The sequence below is a fragment of the Streptomyces inusitatus genome, from assembly GCF_014651115.1.
Classification (GTDB): domain Bacteria; phylum Actinomycetota; class Actinomycetes; order Streptomycetales; family Streptomycetaceae; genus Streptomyces; species Streptomyces amakusaensis.
Window position 1 is genome coordinate 69,295 of sequence record NZ_BMWG01000017.1, and the last position, 19,050, is coordinate 88,344.

Annotated in this window: 17 protein-coding genes and 1 pseudogene; 9 read left to right on the forward strand and 9 right to left on the reverse strand. The window is 71.5% G+C overall.

The window, feature by feature from the left end; all coding sequences use genetic code 11:
* Positions 1–21 precede the first annotated feature (21 nt).
* The 6 genes from frr (at position 22) to IE247_RS23370 (ending at position 7,114) form a co-directional block, all read left to right on the forward strand.
* On the forward strand, positions 22–579 hold the full coding sequence (gene frr / locus IE247_RS23345) for a ribosome recycling factor (protein WP_190125199.1): 558 nt from the start codon (positions 22–24) through the stop codon (positions 577–579).
* Complete coding sequence (locus IE247_RS23350) at positions 579–1,781, forward strand: phosphatidate cytidylyltransferase (protein ID WP_190125200.1); 1,203 nt, start codon at positions 579–581, stop codon at positions 1,779–1,781. The genes frr and IE247_RS23350 overlap by 1 nt, the downstream gene beginning before the upstream one ends.
* A gap of 91 nt (positions 1,782–1,872) precedes the next feature.
* Entirely contained in the window at positions 1,873–2,979 is a 1,107-nt protein-coding gene (gene rlmN / locus IE247_RS23355) for a dual-specificity RNA methyltransferase RlmN (protein ID WP_190125201.1), read from the forward strand.
* 336 nt (positions 2,980–3,315) lie between these two features.
* The gene (locus IE247_RS23360; RefSeq protein WP_190125202.1) at positions 3,316–4,416 is read left to right on the forward strand and encodes a thiamine ABC transporter substrate-binding protein; all 1,101 of its coding nucleotides are present in this window, start codon (positions 3,316–3,318) and stop codon (positions 4,414–4,416) included.
* Entirely contained in the window at positions 4,392–6,089 is a 1,698-nt protein-coding gene (locus tag IE247_RS23365) for an ABC transporter permease (RefSeq protein ID WP_190125278.1), read from the forward strand. The genes IE247_RS23360 and IE247_RS23365 overlap by 25 nt, the downstream gene beginning before the upstream one ends.
* Positions 6,089–7,114: an ABC transporter ATP-binding protein gene (locus IE247_RS23370; protein ID WP_190125203.1), complete on the forward strand. Its 1,026-nt coding sequence runs from the start codon at positions 6,089–6,091 to the stop codon at positions 7,112–7,114. Before IE247_RS23365 ends, IE247_RS23370 begins: the two co-directional genes overlap by 1 nt.
* 27 nt (positions 7,115–7,141) lie before the next feature.
* On the opposite strand, the gene IE247_RS23375 is transcribed toward IE247_RS23370, so the two are convergent.
* The 5 genes from IE247_RS23375 to IE247_RS23395 form a co-directional block, all read right to left on the reverse strand.
* Positions 7,142–7,603: a nuclear transport factor 2 family protein gene (locus IE247_RS23375; RefSeq protein WP_190125204.1), complete on the reverse strand. Its 462-nt coding sequence runs from the start codon at positions 7,601–7,603 to the stop codon at positions 7,142–7,144.
* A gap of 112 nt (positions 7,604–7,715) precedes the next feature.
* Positions 7,716–8,879 (reverse strand): hypothetical protein, encoded by a 1,164-nt coding sequence (locus tag IE247_RS23380; RefSeq protein WP_190125205.1) that lies wholly within the window; start codon positions 8,877–8,879, stop codon positions 7,716–7,718.
* A complete protein-coding gene (locus IE247_RS23385; protein WP_190125206.1) occupies positions 8,861–9,589 on the reverse strand; it encodes an ABC transporter ATP-binding protein in 729 nt (242 codons plus the stop codon). Before IE247_RS23385 ends, IE247_RS23380 begins: the two co-directional genes overlap by 19 nt.
* A gap of 206 nt (positions 9,590–9,795) precedes the next feature.
* The gene (locus tag IE247_RS23390) at positions 9,796–11,175 is read right to left on the reverse strand and encodes an aspartate aminotransferase family protein (protein ID WP_190125207.1); all 1,380 of its coding nucleotides are present in this window, start codon (positions 11,173–11,175) and stop codon (positions 9,796–9,798) included.
* Positions 11,160–11,651 (reverse strand): Lrp/AsnC family transcriptional regulator, encoded by a 492-nt coding sequence (locus IE247_RS23395; protein WP_190125208.1) that lies wholly within the window; start codon positions 11,649–11,651, stop codon positions 11,160–11,162. Before IE247_RS23395 ends, IE247_RS23390 begins: the two co-directional genes overlap by 16 nt.
* A 222-nt stretch (positions 11,652–11,873) precedes the next feature.
* Between IE247_RS23395 and IE247_RS23400 the strand changes: the two genes are divergently transcribed.
* Positions 11,874–13,313 (forward strand): gamma-aminobutyraldehyde dehydrogenase, encoded by a 1,440-nt coding sequence (locus IE247_RS23400; RefSeq protein ID WP_190125209.1) that lies wholly within the window; start codon positions 11,874–11,876, stop codon positions 13,311–13,313.
* A 142-nt stretch (positions 13,314–13,455) separates the two neighbouring features.
* Here the strand turns inward: IE247_RS23400 and IE247_RS23405 are convergent.
* From IE247_RS23405 to IE247_RS23415, 3 genes and pseudogenes are all read right to left on the reverse strand, one after another.
* A pseudogene (locus IE247_RS23405) lies at positions 13,456–14,196 on the reverse strand (SAM-dependent methyltransferase); the annotation flags it as partial.
* Positions 14,193–14,900: a glycerophosphodiester phosphodiesterase gene (locus IE247_RS23410; protein WP_190125211.1), complete on the reverse strand. Its 708-nt coding sequence runs from the start codon at positions 14,898–14,900 to the stop codon at positions 14,193–14,195. The pseudogene IE247_RS23405 and the gene IE247_RS23410, both read right to left, overlap by 4 nt.
* A gap of 86 nt (positions 14,901–14,986) precedes the next feature.
* Positions 14,987–16,015 (reverse strand): adenosine deaminase, encoded by a 1,029-nt coding sequence (locus tag IE247_RS23415; RefSeq protein WP_190125212.1) that lies wholly within the window; start codon positions 16,013–16,015, stop codon positions 14,987–14,989.
* Between the two features lie 118 nt (positions 16,016–16,133).
* On the opposite strand from IE247_RS23415, the gene IE247_RS23420 reads away from it, so the two are divergent.
* Positions 16,134–16,874 carry a DUF4190 domain-containing protein gene (locus IE247_RS23420; protein WP_190125213.1) on the forward strand — a complete coding sequence of 247 codons (741 nt, stop codon included), beginning with the start codon at positions 16,134–16,136 and terminating at the stop codon, positions 16,872–16,874.
* Positions 16,875–16,903: 29 nt separating this feature from the next.
* On the opposite strand, the gene ybiA is transcribed toward IE247_RS23420, so the two are convergent.
* The gene (gene ybiA, locus IE247_RS23425) at positions 16,904–17,491 is read right to left on the reverse strand and encodes a riboflavin biosynthesis intermediates N-glycosidase (RefSeq protein WP_190125214.1); all 588 of its coding nucleotides are present in this window, start codon (positions 17,489–17,491) and stop codon (positions 16,904–16,906) included.
* Positions 17,492–17,761: 270 nt separating this feature from the next.
* Here ybiA and IE247_RS23430 point away from each other — a divergent pair, with 270 nt between their 5' ends.
* Positions 17,762–19,009, forward strand: a complete 1,248-nt coding sequence (locus tag IE247_RS23430; RefSeq protein WP_190125215.1) for a polyamine ABC transporter substrate-binding protein — start codon at positions 17,762–17,764, stop codon at positions 19,007–19,009.
* Positions 19,010–19,050 lie beyond the last annotated feature (41 nt).

The following is a 19,050-nucleotide window of genomic DNA, read 5'->3' on the forward strand; positions in this document are numbered from 1 at the left end:
CAAGACACGCAGGAGCAAGTGGTGATCGAAGAGACCCTCCTCGAGGCCGAGGAGAAGATGGAGAAGGCCGTCGTGGTCGCCAAGGAGGACTTCGCCGCGATCCGCACCGGCCGTGCGCACCCGGCGATGTTCAACAAGATCGTGGCCGACTACTACGGCGCGCTGACCCCGATCAACCAGCTCGCCTCGTTCTCGGTGCCGGAGCCCCGGATGGCCGTGGTGACCCCGTTCGACAAGACCGCGCTGCGCAATATCGAGCAGGCGATCCGCGACTCGGACCTCGGCGTCAACCCGAGCAACGACGGCAACATCATCCGAGTGACGTTCCCGGAGCTGACCGGAGAGCGCCGCCGCGAGTACATCAAGGTCGCCAAGACCAAGGCCGAGGACTCGAAGATCTCGATCCGCTCCGTGCGCCGCAAGGCCAAGGAGAGCATCGACAAGCTCGTCAAGGACGGCGAGGTCGGCGAGGACGACGGCCGCCGTGCCGAGAAGGAGCTCGACGACACCACGTCGAAGTATGTGGCGCAGGTCGACGAGCTGCTGAAGCACAAGGAAGCCGAGCTGCTCGAAGTCTGATGAACGACTCTTCCTGGGGGGCCCCGCCGAGGGCCGGCTTCGTCGGAGGCCCGCGACCGTCCGACCAGGGTCCTGTCTCGGCGGGTCCCGCATACGATGAGCATGTCGCACAGCAGACTCGGCCCATGCCCATCGTCCCGGACTTTCCCGACGCAGGTAGAGGCGCCGAAGACAGCGACGACCACCACGGCCACGGCCACGGCCGTCGCGACCGGGGGGCTGCTCCGCGCGGCGGCCCCCCGTTCCACGACCAGTCCCCGTCCCCGCAGGAGCCCATGGACGAGCCGCCCCCGCCGGCGTCCGGTCCGCCGAACCGCAGGCGGGGCAGAGGACAGCCGGGCGGATCCGCCAAGTCCGACGGTCCGGCGAGCGCCGGGCGCGAGAAGAAGCGCGCCGGGCGTGATCTGAAGGCCGCCATAGGGGTCGGCGTCGGGCTCGGCGCGGTGATCGTGGCCTCGCTCTTCGTCGTCAGAGCGGTGTTCGTCGGCGTGATCGTGGTCGCCGTCGTCGTCGGACTGTGGGAGCTGACCTCCCGCCTTCAGGAGCGCAAGCAGATCAAGGCGCCCCTGGTGCCGCTGGCGCTCGGCGGCGCGGCGATGGTCGTCGCCGGATATCTGCGGGGCGCGGAGGGCGCCTGGATCGTCATGGCGCTCACCGCTCTCGCGGTGCTCGTCTGGCGGATGACCGAGCCCCCCGAGGGATACCTCAGGGATGTCACCGCCGGTGTCTTCGCCGCGTTCTACGTGCCGTTCCTGGCCACGTTCGTGGCGCTGATGCTGGCGGCGGACGACGGCGCGGAACGGGTGCTCACCTTCCTGCTGCTCACCGTGGTCAGCGACACCGGCGCGTACGCGGTGGGCTGGCGCTTCGGCAAGCACAGGCTGGCCCCGCGCATCAGCCCCGGCAAGACCCGCGAGGGCCTGTTCGGGGCGGTGGCCTTCGCGATGGCGGCCGGGGTGCTCTGCATGGAGTTCCTGGTCGACGGCGGTACCTGGTGGCAGGGGCTGCTGCTGGGCCTCGCGGTCGCGGTCAGCGCCACCCTCGGCGATCTCGGCGAATCCATGATCAAGCGTGATCTCGGGATCAAGGACATGGGCACCCTGCTCCCCGGCCACGGGGGCATCATGGACCGCCTCGACTCGCTGCTGCCGACCGCCCCGGTGGTCTGGCTGCTGCTGGTGATCTTCGTAGGCGGCGGCTGACCTGCCTGTTCGCATCAGTGTCCGCATCAAGGGGCTCGCTATCCACAGGGTGGCGAGCCCCTAGTCGTACTTCTGCGACACTGGAGAGACCATGCCCAAGCCCGGAGAATTGACCTTTGTCGCGCCCCGCGGAGCCAAGAAGCCCCCGCGGCACCTCGCCGACCTCACGCCCGCCGAGCGCAAGGACGCCGTCGCCGCGATCGGCGAGAAGCCGTTCCGCGCCAAGCAGCTCTCGCAGCACTACTTCGCGCGGTACGCCCACGACCCGGCCCAGTGGACCGACATCCCGGCCGCCGCGCGGGAGAAGCTCGCCTCCGAGCTGCTTCCCGATCTGATGTCCGTCCTGCGGCATGTCTCGTGCGACGACGACACCACCCGCAAGACACTGTGGCGGCTGCACGACGGGACCCTCGTGGAGTCCGTGCTGATGCGCTACCCGGACCGGGTGACGATGTGCATCTCCTCGCAGGCCGGCTGCGGGATGAACTGCCCCTTCTGCGCCACCGGGCAGGCGGGTCTCGACCGCAATCTGTCCACCGCCGAGATCGTCCACCAGATCGTCGACGGCATGCGCGCCCTGCGCGACGGCGAGGTCCCCGGCGGACCCGCCCGGCTCTCCAACATCGTCTTCATGGGGATGGGCGAGCCGCTGGCCAACTACAAGCGGGTCGTCGGCGCGATCCGCCGGCTCACCGACCCCGAGCCCGACGGGCTCGGCCTCTCCCAGCGCGGGATCACCGTCTCCACCGTCGGCCTGGTCCCCGCCATGCTGCGCTTCGCCGACGAGGGCTTCAAATGCCGTCTCGCCGTCTCGCTGCACGCCCCGGACGACGAGCTGCGCGACACCCTCGTCCCGGTCAACACCCGCTGGAAGGTCCGCGAGGTCCTGGACGCCGCCTGGGAGTACGCGGAGAAGTCCGGCCGCCGCGTCTCCATCGAGTACGCCCTGATCCGCGACATCAACGACCAGGCCTGGCGCGGCGACCTCCTCGGCCGGCTGCTCAAGGGCAAGCGGGTCCATGTCAACCTGATCCCGCTCAACCCGACCCCCGGTTCCAAGTGGACCGCCTCCCGCCCGGAGGACGAGAAGGCGTTCGTCGAGGCGATCGCCGCCCACGGAGTGCCGGTGACCGTCCGCGACACCCGGGGCCAGGAGATCGACGGCGCGTGCGGACAGCTCGCCGCCGCCGAGCGCTGAGCCGTCTCCGTCTCCGTATCCGTGTGAAGGCCGTCGGACCGGTCCGCTGACCCGGTCCGCTCCGACGGCCGCCCCCCGGCCCTGCCGCCGCGCGCCCCTGACCTTGTACTCTGGGCTCGAACATCCCCATGGATGACATCTTCATATTTTTCCGACAGGGGAGCGCCACAGCGCTGAGAGTGCGGTACCCGACAGACCGCAGACCCTCTGAACCTCGCCCAGGTCATTCTGGGTAGGAAGTTCGGTCGTTACTCAAGCTGTTGCGCCCTGCCCGGATTCTCCTCGGAGAACCGGGCGGGGCCGCGTCTCTTCCTGGTCCCTCCAGGAGGAATCTCAGTGAGAACCAAGAAGATCACCGTCACCGCGATCGCCGCGGCGCTGGGCGTCACCGCGCTCGCGGCCTGCGGCGGCGGCGAGCCCGCCGAGGGCGGCGCGTCCGGCTCCACCGGCGCCAAGTCCAAGACCGTGACCCTCGTCAGCCACTCCTCCTTCGCCGCCTCCGAGGCCGTTCTCAAGCAGTTCACCAAGGAGACCGGCTACCAGGTCAAGGTGCTCAAGAGCGACGACGCCGGCGCCGCCCTCAACAAGGAGATCCTCACCAAGGGCTCCCCGCAGGGCGATGTCTTCTTCGGCGTCGACAACACCCTGCTCTCCCGCGCCCTCGACAACGGACTCTTCACCCCGTACCAGGCCAAGGGCCTGGACCAGGTCGAGGCCGGCGTCCAGCTGGACGCCGAGAAGCACCGGGTCACCCCCGTGGACACCGGCGACGTCTGCGTCAACTACGACAAGAAGTACTTCGCCGACAAGAAGCTGGCGCCCCCGCGCACCTTCGACGACCTGATCAAGCCCGAGTACAAGAACCTCCTGGTTGTGGAGAACGCCGCCACCTCCTCGCCCGGCCTCGGCTTCGTCCTCGGCACCGTCGCCCGCTACGGGGACTCGGGCTGGCAGGACTACTGGAAGAAGCTCAAGGACAACGGCGTCGCCGTCGTCGACGGCTGGGACCAGGCCTACAACGAGGAGTTCTCCGGCTCGGCCGGCGGCAAGAAGGCCAAGGGCGACCGGCCGCTGGTCGTCTCCTACGCCTCCAGCCCGCCTGTGGAGGTCCTCTACGCGGAGCCCCGGCCCAAGAAGGCCCCCACCGGGGTCGCCACCGAGACCTGCTTCCGGCAGATCGAGTTCGCCGGACTGCTGACCGGCGCGAAGAACGAGGCGGGCGGCAAGGCGCTGCTGGACTTCCTGGTCTCCAAGACCTTCCAGGAGGACATGCCGCTCAACATGTTCGTCAACCCGGTCGTGAAGGGGGCGAAGCTGCCCGAGCTGTTCACCGAGTTCGGCGTGGTGATCGACAAGCCGTACACCGTGGCCCCCGACAAGATCGCCAAGAACCGTGAGCAGTGGGTTCAGTCGTGGTCCTCGCTCGTACTGAAGTAACCCGCGCCGCCCGCAGGGCCAGGGTGCGGGGAAACGCGACGCGGCTCGGCCTGATGGCCGTGCCCGTCGCGTTCTTCGCCGTCTTCTTCGCCCATCCCGTCGCCGCCATCGTCGGACGCGGCCTCAGGGACGGCGGAGTGTGGCAGTTCGCCAAGGCCGGCGAGGTGCTCGGCCGCGCCGACCTCCAGCGGGTGCTCTGGTTCACCACCTGGCAGGCGCTCGCCTCCACCGCGCTCACCCTGCTGATCGCGCTGCCCGGCGCGTATGTCTTCGCCCGCTACGACTTCCCCGGCAAAAGGCTGCTGAGGGCCGCCGTCACCGTGCCCTTCGTCCTGCCGACCGTCGTCGTCGGCAGCGCCTTCCTGGCGCTGCTGGGCCGCGGCGGACTCCTGGACGAGCTCTGGGGAATCCGGCTCGACACCAGCGTCTGGGCCATCCTCCTCGCCCATGTCTTCTTCAACTACGCGGTCGTCGTCAGAACCGTGGGCGGACTCTGGTCCCAGCTCGACCCGCGCCAGGAGGAGGCCGCCCGGGTCCTGGGCGCGGGACGGTTCACGGCCTGGCGGCGGGTGACGCTCCCCGCGCTCACCCCCGCCGTGGCCGCCGCCGCCCTCATGGTCTTCCTCTTCACCTTCACCTCCTTCGGCGTCGTCCAGATCCTCGGCGGACCGACCTTCGCCACCCTGGAGGTGGAGATCTACCGGCAGACCGCCCAACTGCTGGATCTGCGCACCGCCGCCGTGCTCACCCTGGTCCAGTTCGCGGCGGTCGGGGCCGTGCTCGCCGTCCACGCCAAGGCCGTACGCCGCCGGGAGACCGCGCTGAGACTGGTCTCCCCCGCGCAGACCTCCCGGCCCCCGCGCGGCCTCGGCCAGCGCGCCCTGCTCGGCGCGGTGATCGCCACCATCGCGCTGCTCCTGCTGACCCCGCTCGCCGTACTGGTCGAGCGGTCCTTCGACACCCCCGGCGGCTACGGCCTCGACTACTACCGGGCCCTCGGCACCCTCGACGAACGCGGCGCGGCCTTCCTCGTACCGCCGATCGAAGCGGTCTGGAACTCCCTGCGGTACGCGCTGGCCGCCACCCTGATCGCGGTCACCGTCGGCGGGCTCGCCGCGGCCGCGCTCACCCGGCGGGCCGGCCGGCTGGTGCGCGGCTTCGACGCGCTGCTGATGCTGCCGCTCGGCGTCTCCGCCGTCACCGTCGGCTTCGGCTTCCTGATCACCCTGGACAAGCCGCCGCTGGACCTGCGGGCCTCCTGGATCCTGGTGCCGCTCGCACAGGCCCTGGTCGGCGTCCCCTTCGTCGTACGGACCATGCTGCCCGTGCTGCGCGCGGTGGACGGACGGCTGCGCGAGGCGGCGGCGGTACTCGGAGCCTCCCCCGCGCGGGTCTGGCGGGAGGTTGACTTCCCGATGGTCCGCAGGGCGCTGCTGATCGCCGCCGGATTCGCCTTCGCCGTCTCCCTCGGCGAATTCGGGGCCACCGTCTTCATCGCCAGACCCGACCACCCGACCCTTCCGGTGGCGGTGGCCCGCCTCCTCGGCCGCCCCGGCGAACTCAACTACGGACAGGCGATGGCCCTGAGCACGATCCTGATGGCCGTCTGCGCGGCGGCGCTGCTGTTGCTGGAGCGGACCCGGGTCCGCGGTTCCTCCGCTGGAGAGTTCTGATGGCACTGCTCAAGCTCGACGGTGTGACCGTACGGTTCGGGGCCCGGGCGGCCCTCGACTCGGTGGACCTGGCGGTCGCCGAGCACGAGATCGTCTGCGTACTCGGCCCGAGCGGCAGCGGCAAGTCCACCCTGCTGAGAGTGGTCGCCGGACTCCAGCCCGCCGACACCGGCCGGGTGCTGCTCGCGGGCACGGACCTGTCGGGGACGCCGGTGCACCGGCGCGGCGTCGGGCTGATGTTCCAGGACCATCAGCTCTTCCCCCAGCGCGATGTCGGCGGCAATGTCTCCTTCGGGCCGCGGATGCGCGGCGCGGACCGCGCCGAACAGCGCCGCAGGGTCGCCGAGCTGCTGGAACTCGTCGGCCTCCCCGGCGCGCAGGGCCGCGCCATCGCCTCCCTCTCCGGCGGCGAGCAGCAGCGGGTCGCGCTGGCCCGCGCGCTGGCCCCCGAACCCCGGCTGCTGATGCTGGACGAGCCGCTCGGCCAGCTCGACCGGGGGCTGCGCGAGCGGCTCGTGATCGAGCTGCGCGAACTCTTCGGCAGGCTCGGCACCACCGTCCTCGCCGTCACCCACGACCAGGGCGAGGCCTTCGCGCTCGCCGACCGGGTGGTGGTCATGCGCGACGGCCGTATCGCCCAGGCGGGCACCCCGCTGGAGGTGTGGCGGCGGCCTGCCGACGAGTTCGTGGCCCGCTTCCTCGGCTTCGACAATGTGGTCGCCGCGAGGATCGCCGACGGCGTCGCCGACACCGTGTGGGGGCGGATCCCGGTGCCCGCGGGCTCCCCCGAGGGCGCGCGCGACCTCCTGGTGCGCCCGGCGGGCGTACGGATCACGGCCGCCGGGGGCGACGGGCCGGTGTATGCCGTGGAGTCCTGTACGTTCCGGGGCAACCATGTGGCGGTACGGCTGAGGCCGCCCGGCGGACCACTCCTGGAGGCGGAGGTTCCGCTGCGGGACGCGCCCGAGGCGGGCGCCGAGGTCACGGTGGCCTTCGCCGCCGACGAGGTGGTCGTGCTCGGCTGAGCCCGGCCGCCGGGCCGGTCGACCGGCTCAGCCCGGGGTGCACGCCGCCGCGATCGCCGCGGCGTCCTCGACCACCCGGTAGCGGACGATCAGGCCGTCCCGGACCGTCAGCCGCATGGTGAACGGCGAGCTGAACGATTTGCCCGTGGCCCGGACCGTCCCCGCGAGCCGTCCGCCGAGCAGGGCCTGATCGCCGTCCACGGAGATCGCGTCGACGGAGGTGCCGGCCGGGTCGGCCCGCTGCCCGGCGGCCAGCTCACGGAAGTGGTCGGCGACATCGGCCCTGGTGCGGCGCGGCTTGATCCAGGGGACCGCCGGATTCTCGGCGATCACCCAGTCGACCCGCTCCGCGAACAGCTCCGCGATCCTGCCGGGATCGCCCTCCTGGACCCGGGCCAGAAACGCCAGCACGGTCGTCCTCGTCGGCTCTCCGGCGTCGCTCACCCGGTTCGTGTCGCCGGTCGTGGTGCGTCGTACGGCTGTGCTCATGCGCGCTGTCTCCCTCGGGCCGTCGGCCGCCGGGGCTCCGCCGCCCGGCTGGGTACCGATCCTGCCGCGCCCCGCCGGAGGGGTCGATGACCCCGGAGGTAAGGGAGGGCGCTCAGCGGGCCAGCGGCACCGCCGCCAGCGTCGCCACCGCCCAGGTCACGGGGGTGAGGACGAGCAGCAGTGCCAGCACTCGCAGCAGCGCGGCCAGCCGCAGGGCGCCCGCCGAGGCTCCCAGCCGGCGCAGATTCTCCGTGGCGGCCGAGCGGGACTGACGGGCCTCGACCGCCGAGGTGATCAGGGTGGCCGCCGTGCAGGCGATCACGAGGGTCGCGCCCAGACCGGTCAGCGGACCGAAGGGGTGCGGGCCGGTGTCGTGCAGCGTCCAGACCGTGATCACCGCCGACGCGACCGCGCACACCACCCCCAGCGGGCGGCCGATCCTGCGTGACTCCTCCATCAGGATCCGGCCGGCCAGCAGCCGGGCCGCGCCCGGGCGGCGCGCCTGGAGGAGACGGCCGCAGAAGTGGGTGAGGGCGGGCCCCGCGAGCGCGAGCCCGACGGCGGTGAGCGCCCAGCCGAGCAGCGAGCCGGCCGGATGCCCGTCGAACTGGCCGGGCAGCGGCAGGGAGACGCCCCGGTCGGCGTGGGCCGCGTAGGTGCCGACCGCCAGGCCCGCCGTGGTCAGCGCGCAGCCCCAGGGCAGCCCGCCCGGCGGCCGCGGCGGAGCGGTTGCCTCCGGTGCTTCGGCTTCGGCCGGTGCCGGGGCGCCGCGCGGGCGCAGTGCCAGCGCCGCCGCGAGGGTGGTGCTGAACGGCACCAGCGCCAGCAGGATGAGGGCCGCGCCGGTGGGCAGCGGACGCCCCGAGGCGAGCGGCTCCGCCGCCGCGCCGTCGAACGGCAGCCCGGTCAGATCGCCGCGCAGATGGAGGAAGAACAGCAGGGCGAGGGCGCTGCCGAGAGTGCCGGCCACCGCGGTGGAGACCGCGGCGAGCACGGCCAGCCGACCGGGCCCGAGCCCGACCGCGGAGAGCCCGGTACGGGGGCGGGTGGCCGGATCCGTACGCGCCACCACCACCGCCAGATGCACCGTGGCGGCCAGCGGCAGCGCGCACCAGAGCAGCCGTTGCAGGGAAGCGGCGGAGTCGCCGGGGTGGGCGAGCGCGTGGGTCAGCGAGCTGAGCAGCAGAAAACCGACCCCGGCCGATGCCGCCGCGACCAGCAGCCTGCGCAGCAGCACCAGGGGGTGGGAGCCTCGGGTCAGACGGAGAGCGAGCACTCGGCCTGGCCTTCCGCGTCGGCGGCTTCCGGCGTGTCGGTGCGTCTGCCGTCGAGGAGTGTGACGGTGCGGTCGGCGAGCGCGGTGACCTCCGGGTCGTGGCTGGCGAGTACGACGGTGATCCGGTGCGAGCGGGCGGCGGCGAGCAGGGTGCGCAGCACCAGGGCCCGGTCGGCGCGGTGCAGCGTCGCCGTCGGCTCGTCGGCGAAGACCACCGAGGGCACCGCGATCAGGGCCCGCGCGGTGGCGGTCCGCTGGCGCTGCGGCTGGGTGAGGGCGTGCGGCCGGCGGTTGGCGTGCGCGCTGATGTCCAGATGCTCCAGCCACTCCAGCGCGGCGGCTCTGGCCTGCCGGTGCGGGGTGCCGCGCAGCAGCAGCGGCAGGGCGGCGTTCTCCCACACGGTCAGCTCCGGCACGAGCGAGGGTTCGGGGCCGATCCAGCCGAAGCGCTCCCGGCGCAGCCGCTCGCGCCGGAGCGCGGTGAGGGTGTGCACGGGGGAGCCGTTGAACCAGACCTCGCCCTCGTCCGGGACGGTCTGGCCGGAGAGGCACCGCAGCAGGGTGGTCTTCCCGCTGCCGCGCGGTCCGCACACGGCGAGGATCTCGCCCTCCCCGACCCCGAGCGAGACGCCCGCGAGCGCGGGTGAGCCGGTGTGGGAGTGATGGAGCGAGAGCGCCCGGAGCGCGTCGTCGTCCGGCGGGGCCACCATGGCGTACACCTCGGTTCTGATCGGATTTCGGCTTCCCCGTACGGGGGAACGACGTCAGGGCCGATCGGTCACTCGCACGCTGGGGCCTGTCCGAGGAACCGTAAGGCTCCTCGGAGGCCCGCTCCGGGCATACACACGGCCCGGGTACGCGCCATCCACTCGGATGGGCGTACCCGGGCCGTGTGTGCCACGGATCGGGGCCGGGGTCAGAGCTTGGTCCAGGCCTCCGTGAGGACGGTCCGCAGCACCTGCTCGATCTCGTCGAAGGTGGTCTGGTCGGCGATCAGCGGCGGCGCGAGCTGGATGACCGGGTCGCCGCGGTCGTCGGCCCGGCAGTACAGGCCGTTGTCGTAGAGCGCCTTGGAGAGGAAGCCGTAGAGCACGCGCTCCGTCTCCTCGTCGGTGAAGCTCTCCTTGGTGGTCTTGTCCTTCACCAGCTCGATGCCGTAGAAGAAGCCGTTGCCCCGGACGTCGCCGACGATCGGCAGGTCGTGGAGCTTCTCCAGGGTGGCCTTGAACGCGCCCTCGTTGTCCAGGACGTGCTGGTTGAGGCCCTCGCGGTCGAAGATGTCGAGGTTGGCGAGGCCCACGGCGGCGGAGACCGGGTGGCCGCCGAAGGTGTAGCCGTGCAGGAAGGTGTTGTCGCCCTGGTAGAACGGCTCGGCGAGCTTGTCGGAGATGATGCACGCGCCGATGGGGGAGTAGCCCGAGGTCATGCCCTTGGCGCAGGTGATCATGTCCGGTATGTAGCCGAACTTGTCGCAGGCGAAGGTGGTGCCCAGCCGGCCGAAGGCGCAGATGACCTCGTCGGAGACGAGCAGCACGTCGTACTGGTCGCAGATCTCGCGGACGCGCTGGAAGTAGCCGGGCGGCGGCGGGAAGCAGCCGCCGGCGTTCTGCACGGGCTCCAGGAAGACGGCCGCGACGGTGTCCGCGCCCTCGAAGAGGATCTCCTGCTCGATCTGGTCGGCGGCCCAGCGGCCGAAGGCCTCGGGGTCGTCGCCGTGGATCGGGGCGCGGTAGATGTTGGTGTTGGGCACCTTGTGCGCGCCGGGGACCAGCGGCTCGAAGGGGGCCTTGAGGGCGGGCAGGCCGGTGATGGACAGGGCGCCCTGCGGGGTGCCGTGGTAGGCGACCGCGCGCGAGATGACCTTGTACTTGGTGTGGTGGCCCTTCAGCTTCCAGTACTGCTTGGCGAGCTTCCAGGCGGTCTCCACCGCCTCGCCGCCGCCGGTGGTGAAGAAGACCTTGTTGAGGTCGCCGGGGGCCTCGTGGGCCAGCCGTTCGGCCAGCTCGACGGCCTTGGGGTGGGCGTAGGACCACACCGGGAAGAAGGCCAGCTCCTGGGCCTGCTTGAAGGCGGTCTCGGCCAGCTCGGTGCGGCCGTGGCCCGCGTTGACCACGAAGAGCCCGGCCAGGCCGTCGATGTAGCGCTTGCCCTTGTCGTCGAAGATGTAGGTGCCCTCGCCGCGGACGATGGTCGGCACCGGCGAGTTCTCGTACGACGACATGCGGGTGAAGTGCATCCACAGGTGGTCGTAGGCGGTCTTGGAGAGGTCCTTGCTCACGGCTATCGGGTTCCCCACATGTAGGTCTGCTTCTTGAGCTTGAGGTAGACGAAGCTCTCGGTGGACCGCACACCGGGGAGCGCGCGAATCCGTTTGTTGATCACTTCGAGCAGGTGGTCGTCGTCCTCGCAGACGACCTCCACCATCAGGTCGAAGGAGCCCGCGGTCATCACCACGTACTCGCATTCGGCCATGGCCGTCAGCGCGTCCGCCACCGGGTCGAGGTCGCCCTCGACCCGGACGCCGACCATCGCCTGCCGCCGGAAGCCCACGGTGAGCGGGTCCGTGACGGCGACGATCTGCATCACGCCCTGGTCGAGCAGTTTCTGGACGCGCTGCCGTACGGCGGCCTCGGACAGGCCCACGGCCTTGCCGATCGCCGCGTAGGGACGGCGACCGTCCTCCTGGAGCTGCTCGATGATCGCGAGGGAGACGGCGTCGATCGTCGGGGACGATCCGCTTCCGCTCCTGGTGTCTGCGCTTCGACTGGCCACGGATCCACCATGCACCGGGACTCGTCTGTCTCGCAAGCCCAGAGTGATGAAATTCGTTGTCTGAGGGTGCTGAGACTGCTGAATCCGCAGATGGCATGGGGCGGGCCTGTCGAAAGCGTCGCTTCTGCGGCTAGGGTGGGCTTTTCGGGGCGGGTTGTCTCACCCATTGGACCGACCGCCGACCGCCGACCGTCGGAGAAACAGAACAGGAGGGTGGCCACAGTGACCACCGAGCTGCGTCGTCTGCGCAACTACATCAACGGGGAGTTCCGGGACTCCGCCGACGGGCGGACGATCGACATCGTCAACCCGGCCACCGGCGAGGCGTACGCGGCTTCCCCGCTCTCCGGCCAGGCCGATGTGGACGCGGCCATGGACGCCGCCGAGGCCGCCTTCCCCGCCTGGCGGGACACCACCCCGGCCGAGCGCCAGCGGGTGCTGCTGAAGATCGCGGACGCCTTCGAGGAGCGCGCCGAGGACCTGGTCGCCACCGAGTCGGAGAACACCGGCAAGCCGCTGGAGCTGGTCCGCACCGAAGAGGTTCCGCCGATGGTGGACCAGATCCGCTTCTTCGCGGGCGCCGCCCGGATGCTGGAGGGCCGCTCCGCCGGTGAGTACATGGAGGGCTTCACCTCCATGATCCGCCGGGAGCCGGTCGGCGTCTGCGCCCAGGTCGCGCCGTGGAACTACCCGATGATGATGGCCGTGTGGAAGTTCGCCCCGGCGCTCGCCGCGGGCAACACCGTGGTGCTGAAGCCGTCCGACACCACCCCGGCGTCCACCGTGCTGATCGCCGAGATCATCGGCTCGATCGTCCCCAAGGGCGTCTTCAACGTCGTCTGCGGCGACCGTGAGACGGGCCGCGCGATGGTCGAGCACCCGACCCCGGCGATGGCCTCCATCACCGGTTCCGTACGCGCCGGCATGCAGGTCGCCGCCTCCGCCGCCAAGGACGTCAAGCGCGTCCATCTGGAGCTGGGCGGCAAGGCCCCGGTCGTCGTCTTCGAGGACGCCGACATCGAGAAGTCCGCCGCGGAGATCGCCGTCGCCGGGTACTTCAACGCGGGCCAGGACTGTACGGCCGCGACCCGGGTGCTGGTCCACGAGTCGATCCACGACGCCTTCGTCGAGGCGCTGGCCAAGGCCGCCGCCGAGACCCGCACCGGCGCCCCCGACGACGAGGACGTCCTCTACGGCCCGCTCAACAACGCGAACCAGCTCGCCCAGGTCGCCGGCTTCGTCGACCGGCTCCCGGCCCACGCCAAGGTGGAGGCGGGCGGCCACCGGGTCGGCGACAAGGGGTACTTCTACGCCCCGACCGTGGTCTCCGGCCTCCAGCAGGACGACGAGATCATCCAGAACGAGGTCTTCGGCCCTGTCATCACCGTCCAGTCCTTCGCCGACGAGGCGCAGGCGCTGAAGTGGGCGAACGGCGTGGAGTTCGCCCTCGCCTCCTCGGTGTGGACGAAGGACCACGCCCGGGCCATGCGGATGTCGAAGGCGCTGGACTTCGGCTGTGTCTGGATCAACACCCACATCCCGCTGGTGGCCGAGATGCCCCACGGCGGCTTCAAGAAGTCCGGCTACGGCAAGGACCTGTCGGCCTACGGCTTCGACGACTACACGCGCATCAAGCACGTGATGACCTCGCTCGAAGGCTGATCCGGAGCACGAGGCACGAAGCGCGAAGCTTGAAGCTTGAAGCGCCGCGGGGCCCGACCGGCCCGGTCGGGGGCCGCGGGGGCTCAGGGTTGCGGCCCCCGGGCCTTTGGCCCCCCCCGCCGGTCCGGCGCCCCCCGGGGGGCTCGCCGTCCGAGGGGTCGGGACGCCACTGGGAGCAGGAGACGACACCGGGGGAGAGGATCTCCAGACCGTCCAGGAACGAGGTGATCTCCGCGCCGGTACGGGCGGTGATCGGCGGGGTCGCGTTCTCGTTCCAGAACTCCATCGCCCGCTTGTTGCCCTCGCCGCCCAGCTCCAGCGTGGGGTGGGTCAGCACAAGAGCGCTGCCGGAGGGGACCGCGTCCATCAGGGTGCGCACGATCGAGCGGGCCTCGTCGGTGTCCATGATGAAGTTGAGGATGCCGAGCATGATGACGGCCACCGGCCGGTCCGTGTCGAGCGTCGGGGCGACGGCCCGCAGAATCCCCTCCGGGTCGTGGGCGTTCGCGTCCAGATACTCAGTCAGCCCCTCGGGGGCGCTGGTGAGCAGGGCGCGCGCGTGCGCCAGCACGATCGGGTCGTTGTCGACGTAGACGATCCGCGAGTCGGGCGCGATCCGCTGCGCGACCTCGTGGGTGTTCTCGGCGGTCGGCAGCCCGGTGCCGATGTCCAGGAACTGCCGCATCCCGAGACCGGCGGTCAGATGGGTCACCGCCCGGCCCAGAAAGGCCCGGTCGGCGCGGGCGACCTCGCCGATGCTCGGGTACAGACCGGTGATGTGGTCGCCGACCGTGCGGTCGACCGGATAGTTGTCCTTGCCGTGCAGCCAGTGGTTCCAGACCCGCGCGTTGTGGGCCACATCGGTACGGATTCTGTCGGTCATCGCTGCTCCTGGGGCGGGGCGCCGAGCACGGTGCGCAGCGTGCCGACGCGGTTGGTGGTGATCGAGTCGACGCCCGCCCCGATCAGTGCGCGCATGGTGCGCCGGGTGTCGGCGGTCCACGCGGAGACCAGCATGCCGTCCCGGTGGATCCGGTCCGCGAGGGGCCTGCTGACCAGGCCGAAGCGGTAGTTGAGGGTACGCGGCCGGAGCGCCTCCAGCAGCACCGGGCGGGGCGGGGCGAGCGAGGTCCAGGTCAGGGCGGTCTCCGCGGCGGGGTCGGCGGCGCGCACCGCGAGCATGGTGGACGGGCCCGCGCAGTAGTACACCCGCTCGTCCGCGCCGTGCTCACGCACCGCGCCGACCACGGCCCGCACGGTCGCGGGGCTCGCACCGGGCAGATCGATCATCACCCGGTGCTCGCCGAGCGCCTTCAGCGTCTCCAGCGCCTCGCCCAGGGTCGGCACCCCGCCCCGGGTCAGCTCCGCCGTCTCGGCCCGGGTCAGCTCCGCCAGCGGGCGGTCCTGCCCCCAGAGCCGCTTCAGCGTGGAGTCGTGCAGCAGGACGGGCACTTCGTCCTTGGTGATCCGTACGTCGATCTCCACCGCGTCCGCGCCGCTCGCGACGGCGGAGCGCAGCGAGGGGAGGGTGTTCTCACGGACGAGGTACGGATCGCCTCGGTGGCCTACGGCGGTGACGGTACGCATGGGCCCATTGTTCACCGTGAGGCCGGGGGCGGCGGGGGCGGCGGGGGCGGCCGGGAGGGGCCGGGGGAGACGGGGGCGGCGGCCGGTCAGTGGCTCGCCACCCAGGCGTCGGTGTACGCGTCGATCTCCCCGGCGATCCTCGCCTTGCCCGCCGGGTCCAGGAAGGACGCCTCCACCGCGTTCTTGGCGAGGTCCGCCACTCCGCGCTCGTCGAGGCCGAGCAGCCGGGCCGCGACCCCGTACTCGTTGTTGAGGTCGGTGCCGAACATGGGCGGGTCGTCGCTGTTGATGGTCACCAGCACACCGGCGGCCACCATCTCCCGGACCGGGTGCTGCTCGATGTCGGCGACGGCGCGGGTGGCCAGATTGGAGGTGGGGCAGACCTCCAGCGGGATGCGCCGCTCGGCGAGATGGGCCAGCAGCGCGGGGTCCTGTACGGCGCTGGTGCCGTGGCCGATGCGCTCGGCCCCCAGCTCGTTCAGCGCGTCCCAGACGGTCTGCGGCCCGGTGGTCTCGCCGGCGTGCGGCACGGAGCGCAGCCCGGCCGCGATCGCCCGGTCGAAGTACGGCTTGAACTGCGGCCGGGGCACCCCGATCTCCGGGCCGCCCAGACCGAAGGAGACCAGCCCCTCGGGGCGCAGGTCCAGCGCGAGCCGGGTGGTCTCCTCGGCGGCTTCGAGCCCGGCCTCGCCGGGGATGTCGAAGCACCAGCGCAGCACGGTCCCGAACTCCGCCTCGGCCGCCTTGCGGGCGTCCTCGATCGCCGCCATGAAGGCCTTCTCGTCGATGCCCCGGCGGGTCGAGCTGAAGGGGGTGATCGTCAGCTCGGCGTAGCGGACGTTCTGCCGGGCCATGTCCCGCGCCACCTCGAAGGTGAGCAGCCGGACGTCCTCCGGGGTGCGGATCAGATCCACCACCGAGAGATAGACCTCGATGAAGTGGGCGAAGTCGGTGAAGCTGAAGTAGTCCGCGAGGGCCTCGGGGTCGGTGGGCACCTTGGAGTCGGGGTGGTTGGCGGCCAGCTCGGCGACGATGCGGGGGGAGGCGGACCCGACGTGGTGCACATGCAGCTCGGCCTTGGGCAGGCCCGCGATGAAGGGGTGCAGGTCGGTCATCTCGGGTCCTCCGGGTGCGGATCGGATCGGTCGATCGAGTCGGGGACATCGTAGGCCGACGGTTTCCGGGGAACCACAGGCTTTAGCATGGCTGGACCACGAAATACGGGGGAGAACCATGTCAGAGCACCCACCCAAGACCCCAGGCGCCCCCGAGCCGCAGGACCAGGACCCCTGGGCCCCGCCGCGGCAGAGCGAGACCGGACCGGGCCCGGTCGACATGGGCAAGCCGGGGACGCCCCCGGCAGCGCCCGACAGCGCCCCGGCCGCCCCCGACGCCTCCCCGCAGGTGCACGACCAGCCCACCGTCACCTCCTTCCCGGCGGCCGGCACGGGCGCGGTACCGCCCCCGCCGCCCGCTCCCGGCGGCCCCCACCCGGCCGCCGCGCAGCCCTTCGGCCACTCCGTGGCCCCCTACCCCGGGGGCCCCGACCCATACGGCGGCGGACATCCCCCGTACCCCGGCTACCAGGGCTACCCGCCCACCGGCTGGCAGCCGCCCGCCGCCCCGTCGAACGGCATGGGCATCGCGGCGATGGTGCTCGGCATCCTCGCCATTTGTCTGCTCTGTGTCTGGGGGATCCCCGGGATCGTCCTCGGCATCCCCGCCGTGGTCTTCGGCGTCCTCGGCCGGAAGCGCGCCCGCCGGGGTGAGGCCAACAACGACGGCATGGCGCTCACCGGCGTCATCCTCGGCACGATCGGCATCGTCCTCGGCGCCGTGGTCGTCGCGCTGATGGTCTGGGCCGTGGCCTCGGAGTGGGACGAGACCGACCAGGTCAACGAGTACGACTACTCCAACGCGACGGTGCTCGAAGTCGAGCGGGCCACCGCCCCGGCACTCCCCGGACTCCGCTAGCACCCCTGGTCCCCCGGCCCCCTAGCTCCCTAGCTCCCAGGGAGTGTCTTCAGCTCCTCCCTGGCCTCCATCAGCGCGAAGCCGAGCAGATTCAGCCCGCGCCAGCGCGCGGGGTCCAGCGCCCGCTCGTCGTCCGCGGCCAGCCCGATGCCCCACACCCGGTCCATCGGGCTGGCCTCGACGAGCACCCGGTCACCGGTGGCGAGCAGGAAGTGCGCCAGCTCCGGGCGGGCCGAGAATTTATGGACGGAGCCCCAGCGCACGACGGCGAACCGCTCGCGGGCCCAGACCGCCTCGTCGAAATCGCGCACCAGCCGCCCGGCCTTCTTCGCCTCGGCGGGGGTGCGGGCATCGAGCGCCAGCCGCTCCGCGTCGAGGTCGCCGAACAGCCGCGCCTTGGCCGCCATCATCCAGTGCTCGGCCGTGGCGTACCGAACGCCGTCCACCGTGAAGGGCGACGGCCACCACTGGCTCAGACAGCCGGTGCCGATCCGCCCGTCCCTCCTGGGTCTGTGCCCCCAGAAACGCAGATACTCGATCCGCTCACCCGCGCCCGCCCGGCGGATCAGCTCGTCCGTCCGCGTCGTCCCGGCGCTGTTCACCCTGTGGTTCGCCATGTCCTGAAGTCTCGCACCCGCCACTGACACCCGGCCCGTCCCGGCACCCGGCCGGGCCATTCCGCCGCGAGACCAAAAGGCAATGGCGGGATCCCTTGTTGACGAAGAGACGCTCTGCCAGGATCGGCACTCAATTCGGACAGGTGCCACAGACCGGCCCGCCCGGCCCTCCAGCCCGCCCGGCCCCACCCGTACCACCAGACGGTCGCATCCCCGGCGGTTGCGTCCCGGCCCGTCCCGCGAGGGCGCTTCCCCGAAAGGGCACAGCTCATGGATCCGTACGAGCCCGACGGCCCCGGCGCCGCTCTTCTCGCGGCGGCACGGCGCAGCCTGACCGGCGGCCGGGGCGCGCTCACCCGCCGCTCGCTGCTGCGCGCCGGGGGCGGTGGCGCGCTCGCGCTGGCCGGCACGGCCGCCCTGAGCGCCTGCGGCATCCCGCCCGCACGGCGCGAGAGCGGGGCCGCGGCCTTCGACGACCACTCGGACCGGGAGAAGACGGTCAACTTCTCCAACTGGACCGAGTACATGGACGTCGGAGAGGACAAGAAGAGCCGCCCCACCCTGACCGCGTTCACCCGCCGCACCGGTATCCGGGTCAAGTACACCGAGGACATCAACGACAACGTCGAGTTCTTCGGCAAGATCAAGCCGCAGCTCGCGGCAGGGCAGGAGACCGGCCGCGATCTGATCTGCGTCACCGACTGGCTCGCCGCCCGGATGATCCGCCTCGGCTGGGCCCAGAAACTCGACGCCTCGCTGCTGCCCCACGCGTACACCAATCTCACCGAGCAGTTCCGCGACCCCGACTGGGACCCGGGCCGCGCCCACTCCTACCCCTGGACCGGGATACCCGCCGTCATCGCCTACAACATCAGGGCGACCGGCGGCAGAAAGGTCGACTCCGTCTCCCAACTGCTCGACGATCCGGCGCTCAAGGGCCGCGTCGGCTTTCTCACCGAGATGCGCGACACCGTCGGAATGGCCCTGCTCGACCTGGGCAAGAACCCCGCGGACTTCACCGACGCCGACTACGACGAGGCGCTCGCCCGGCTCCAGGGGGGCGTCGACAAGAAGCAGATCCGGCGCTTCACCGGCAACGACTACACCGCGGACCTCGACAAGGGGGATCTGGCGGCCTGTATCGCCTGGGCCGGTGACGTCGTCCAGCTCCAGTCCGACAACCCGGACGTCCGCTTCACGATCCCGGCCGCCGGATACATCACCTCCAGCGACAATCTGCTGATCCCGGCCGGGGCCCGGCGACAGCGGAACGCCACCCGGCTCATCGACCACTACTACGAGCCGCCCGTCGCCGCCCGGCTCGCCGCGTACATCAACTACGTCTGCCCGGTCGGCGGAGTCGGCGCGGAACTCGCGAAGATCGATCCGGCCCTGGCCGCCAACACTTTGATCATTCCGGACCGCGCGACGGCCGCCAAGTCCCATGCCTTCCGCTCGCTGAGCGGCGAGGAGGAGAAGGCGTACGAAGAGAAGTTCGCCAAACTCATCGGCGCCTGAACCCGCCCCCCCGCCCGGCCCTTCCCCGTTCACCACCGCTA

What these genes read in the sequence shown, in the direction of transcription:
- IE247_RS23350 (WP_190125200.1), top strand. Translation starts at nt 579, where the DNA reads ATGAACGACTCTTCCTGGGGGGCCCCGCCGAGGGCCGGCTTCGTCGGA.
- rlmN (WP_190125201.1), top strand. Translation starts at nt 1,873, where the DNA reads ATGCCCAAGCCCGGAGAATTGACCTTTGTCGCGCCCCGCGGAGCCAAG.
- IE247_RS23370 (WP_190125203.1), top strand. Translation starts at nt 6,089, where the DNA reads ATGGCACTGCTCAAGCTCGACGGTGTGACCGTACGGTTCGGGGCCCGG.
- IE247_RS23375 (WP_190125204.1), bottom strand. Translation starts at nt 7,603, where the DNA reads ATGAGCACAGCCGTACGACGCACCACGACCGGCGACACGAACCGGGTG.
- IE247_RS23385 (WP_190125206.1), bottom strand. Translation starts at nt 9,589, where the DNA reads ATGGTGGCCCCGCCGGACGACGACGCGCTCCGGGCGCTCTCGCTCCAT.
- IE247_RS23410 (WP_190125211.1), bottom strand. Translation starts at nt 14,900, where the DNA reads ATGCGTACCGTCACCGCCGTAGGCCACCGAGGCGATCCGTACCTCGTC.
- IE247_RS23415 (WP_190125212.1), bottom strand. Translation starts at nt 16,015, where the DNA reads ATGACCGACCTGCACCCCTTCATCGCGGGCCTGCCCAAGGCCGAGCTG.
- IE247_RS23420 (WP_190125213.1), top strand. Translation starts at nt 16,134, where the DNA reads ATGTCAGAGCACCCACCCAAGACCCCAGGCGCCCCCGAGCCGCAGGAC.
- ybiA (WP_190125214.1), bottom strand. Translation starts at nt 17,491, where the DNA reads ATGGCGAACCACAGGGTGAACAGCGCCGGGACGACGCGGACGGACGAG.
- IE247_RS23430 (WP_190125215.1), top strand. Translation starts at nt 17,762, where the DNA reads ATGGATCCGTACGAGCCCGACGGCCCCGGCGCCGCTCTTCTCGCGGCG.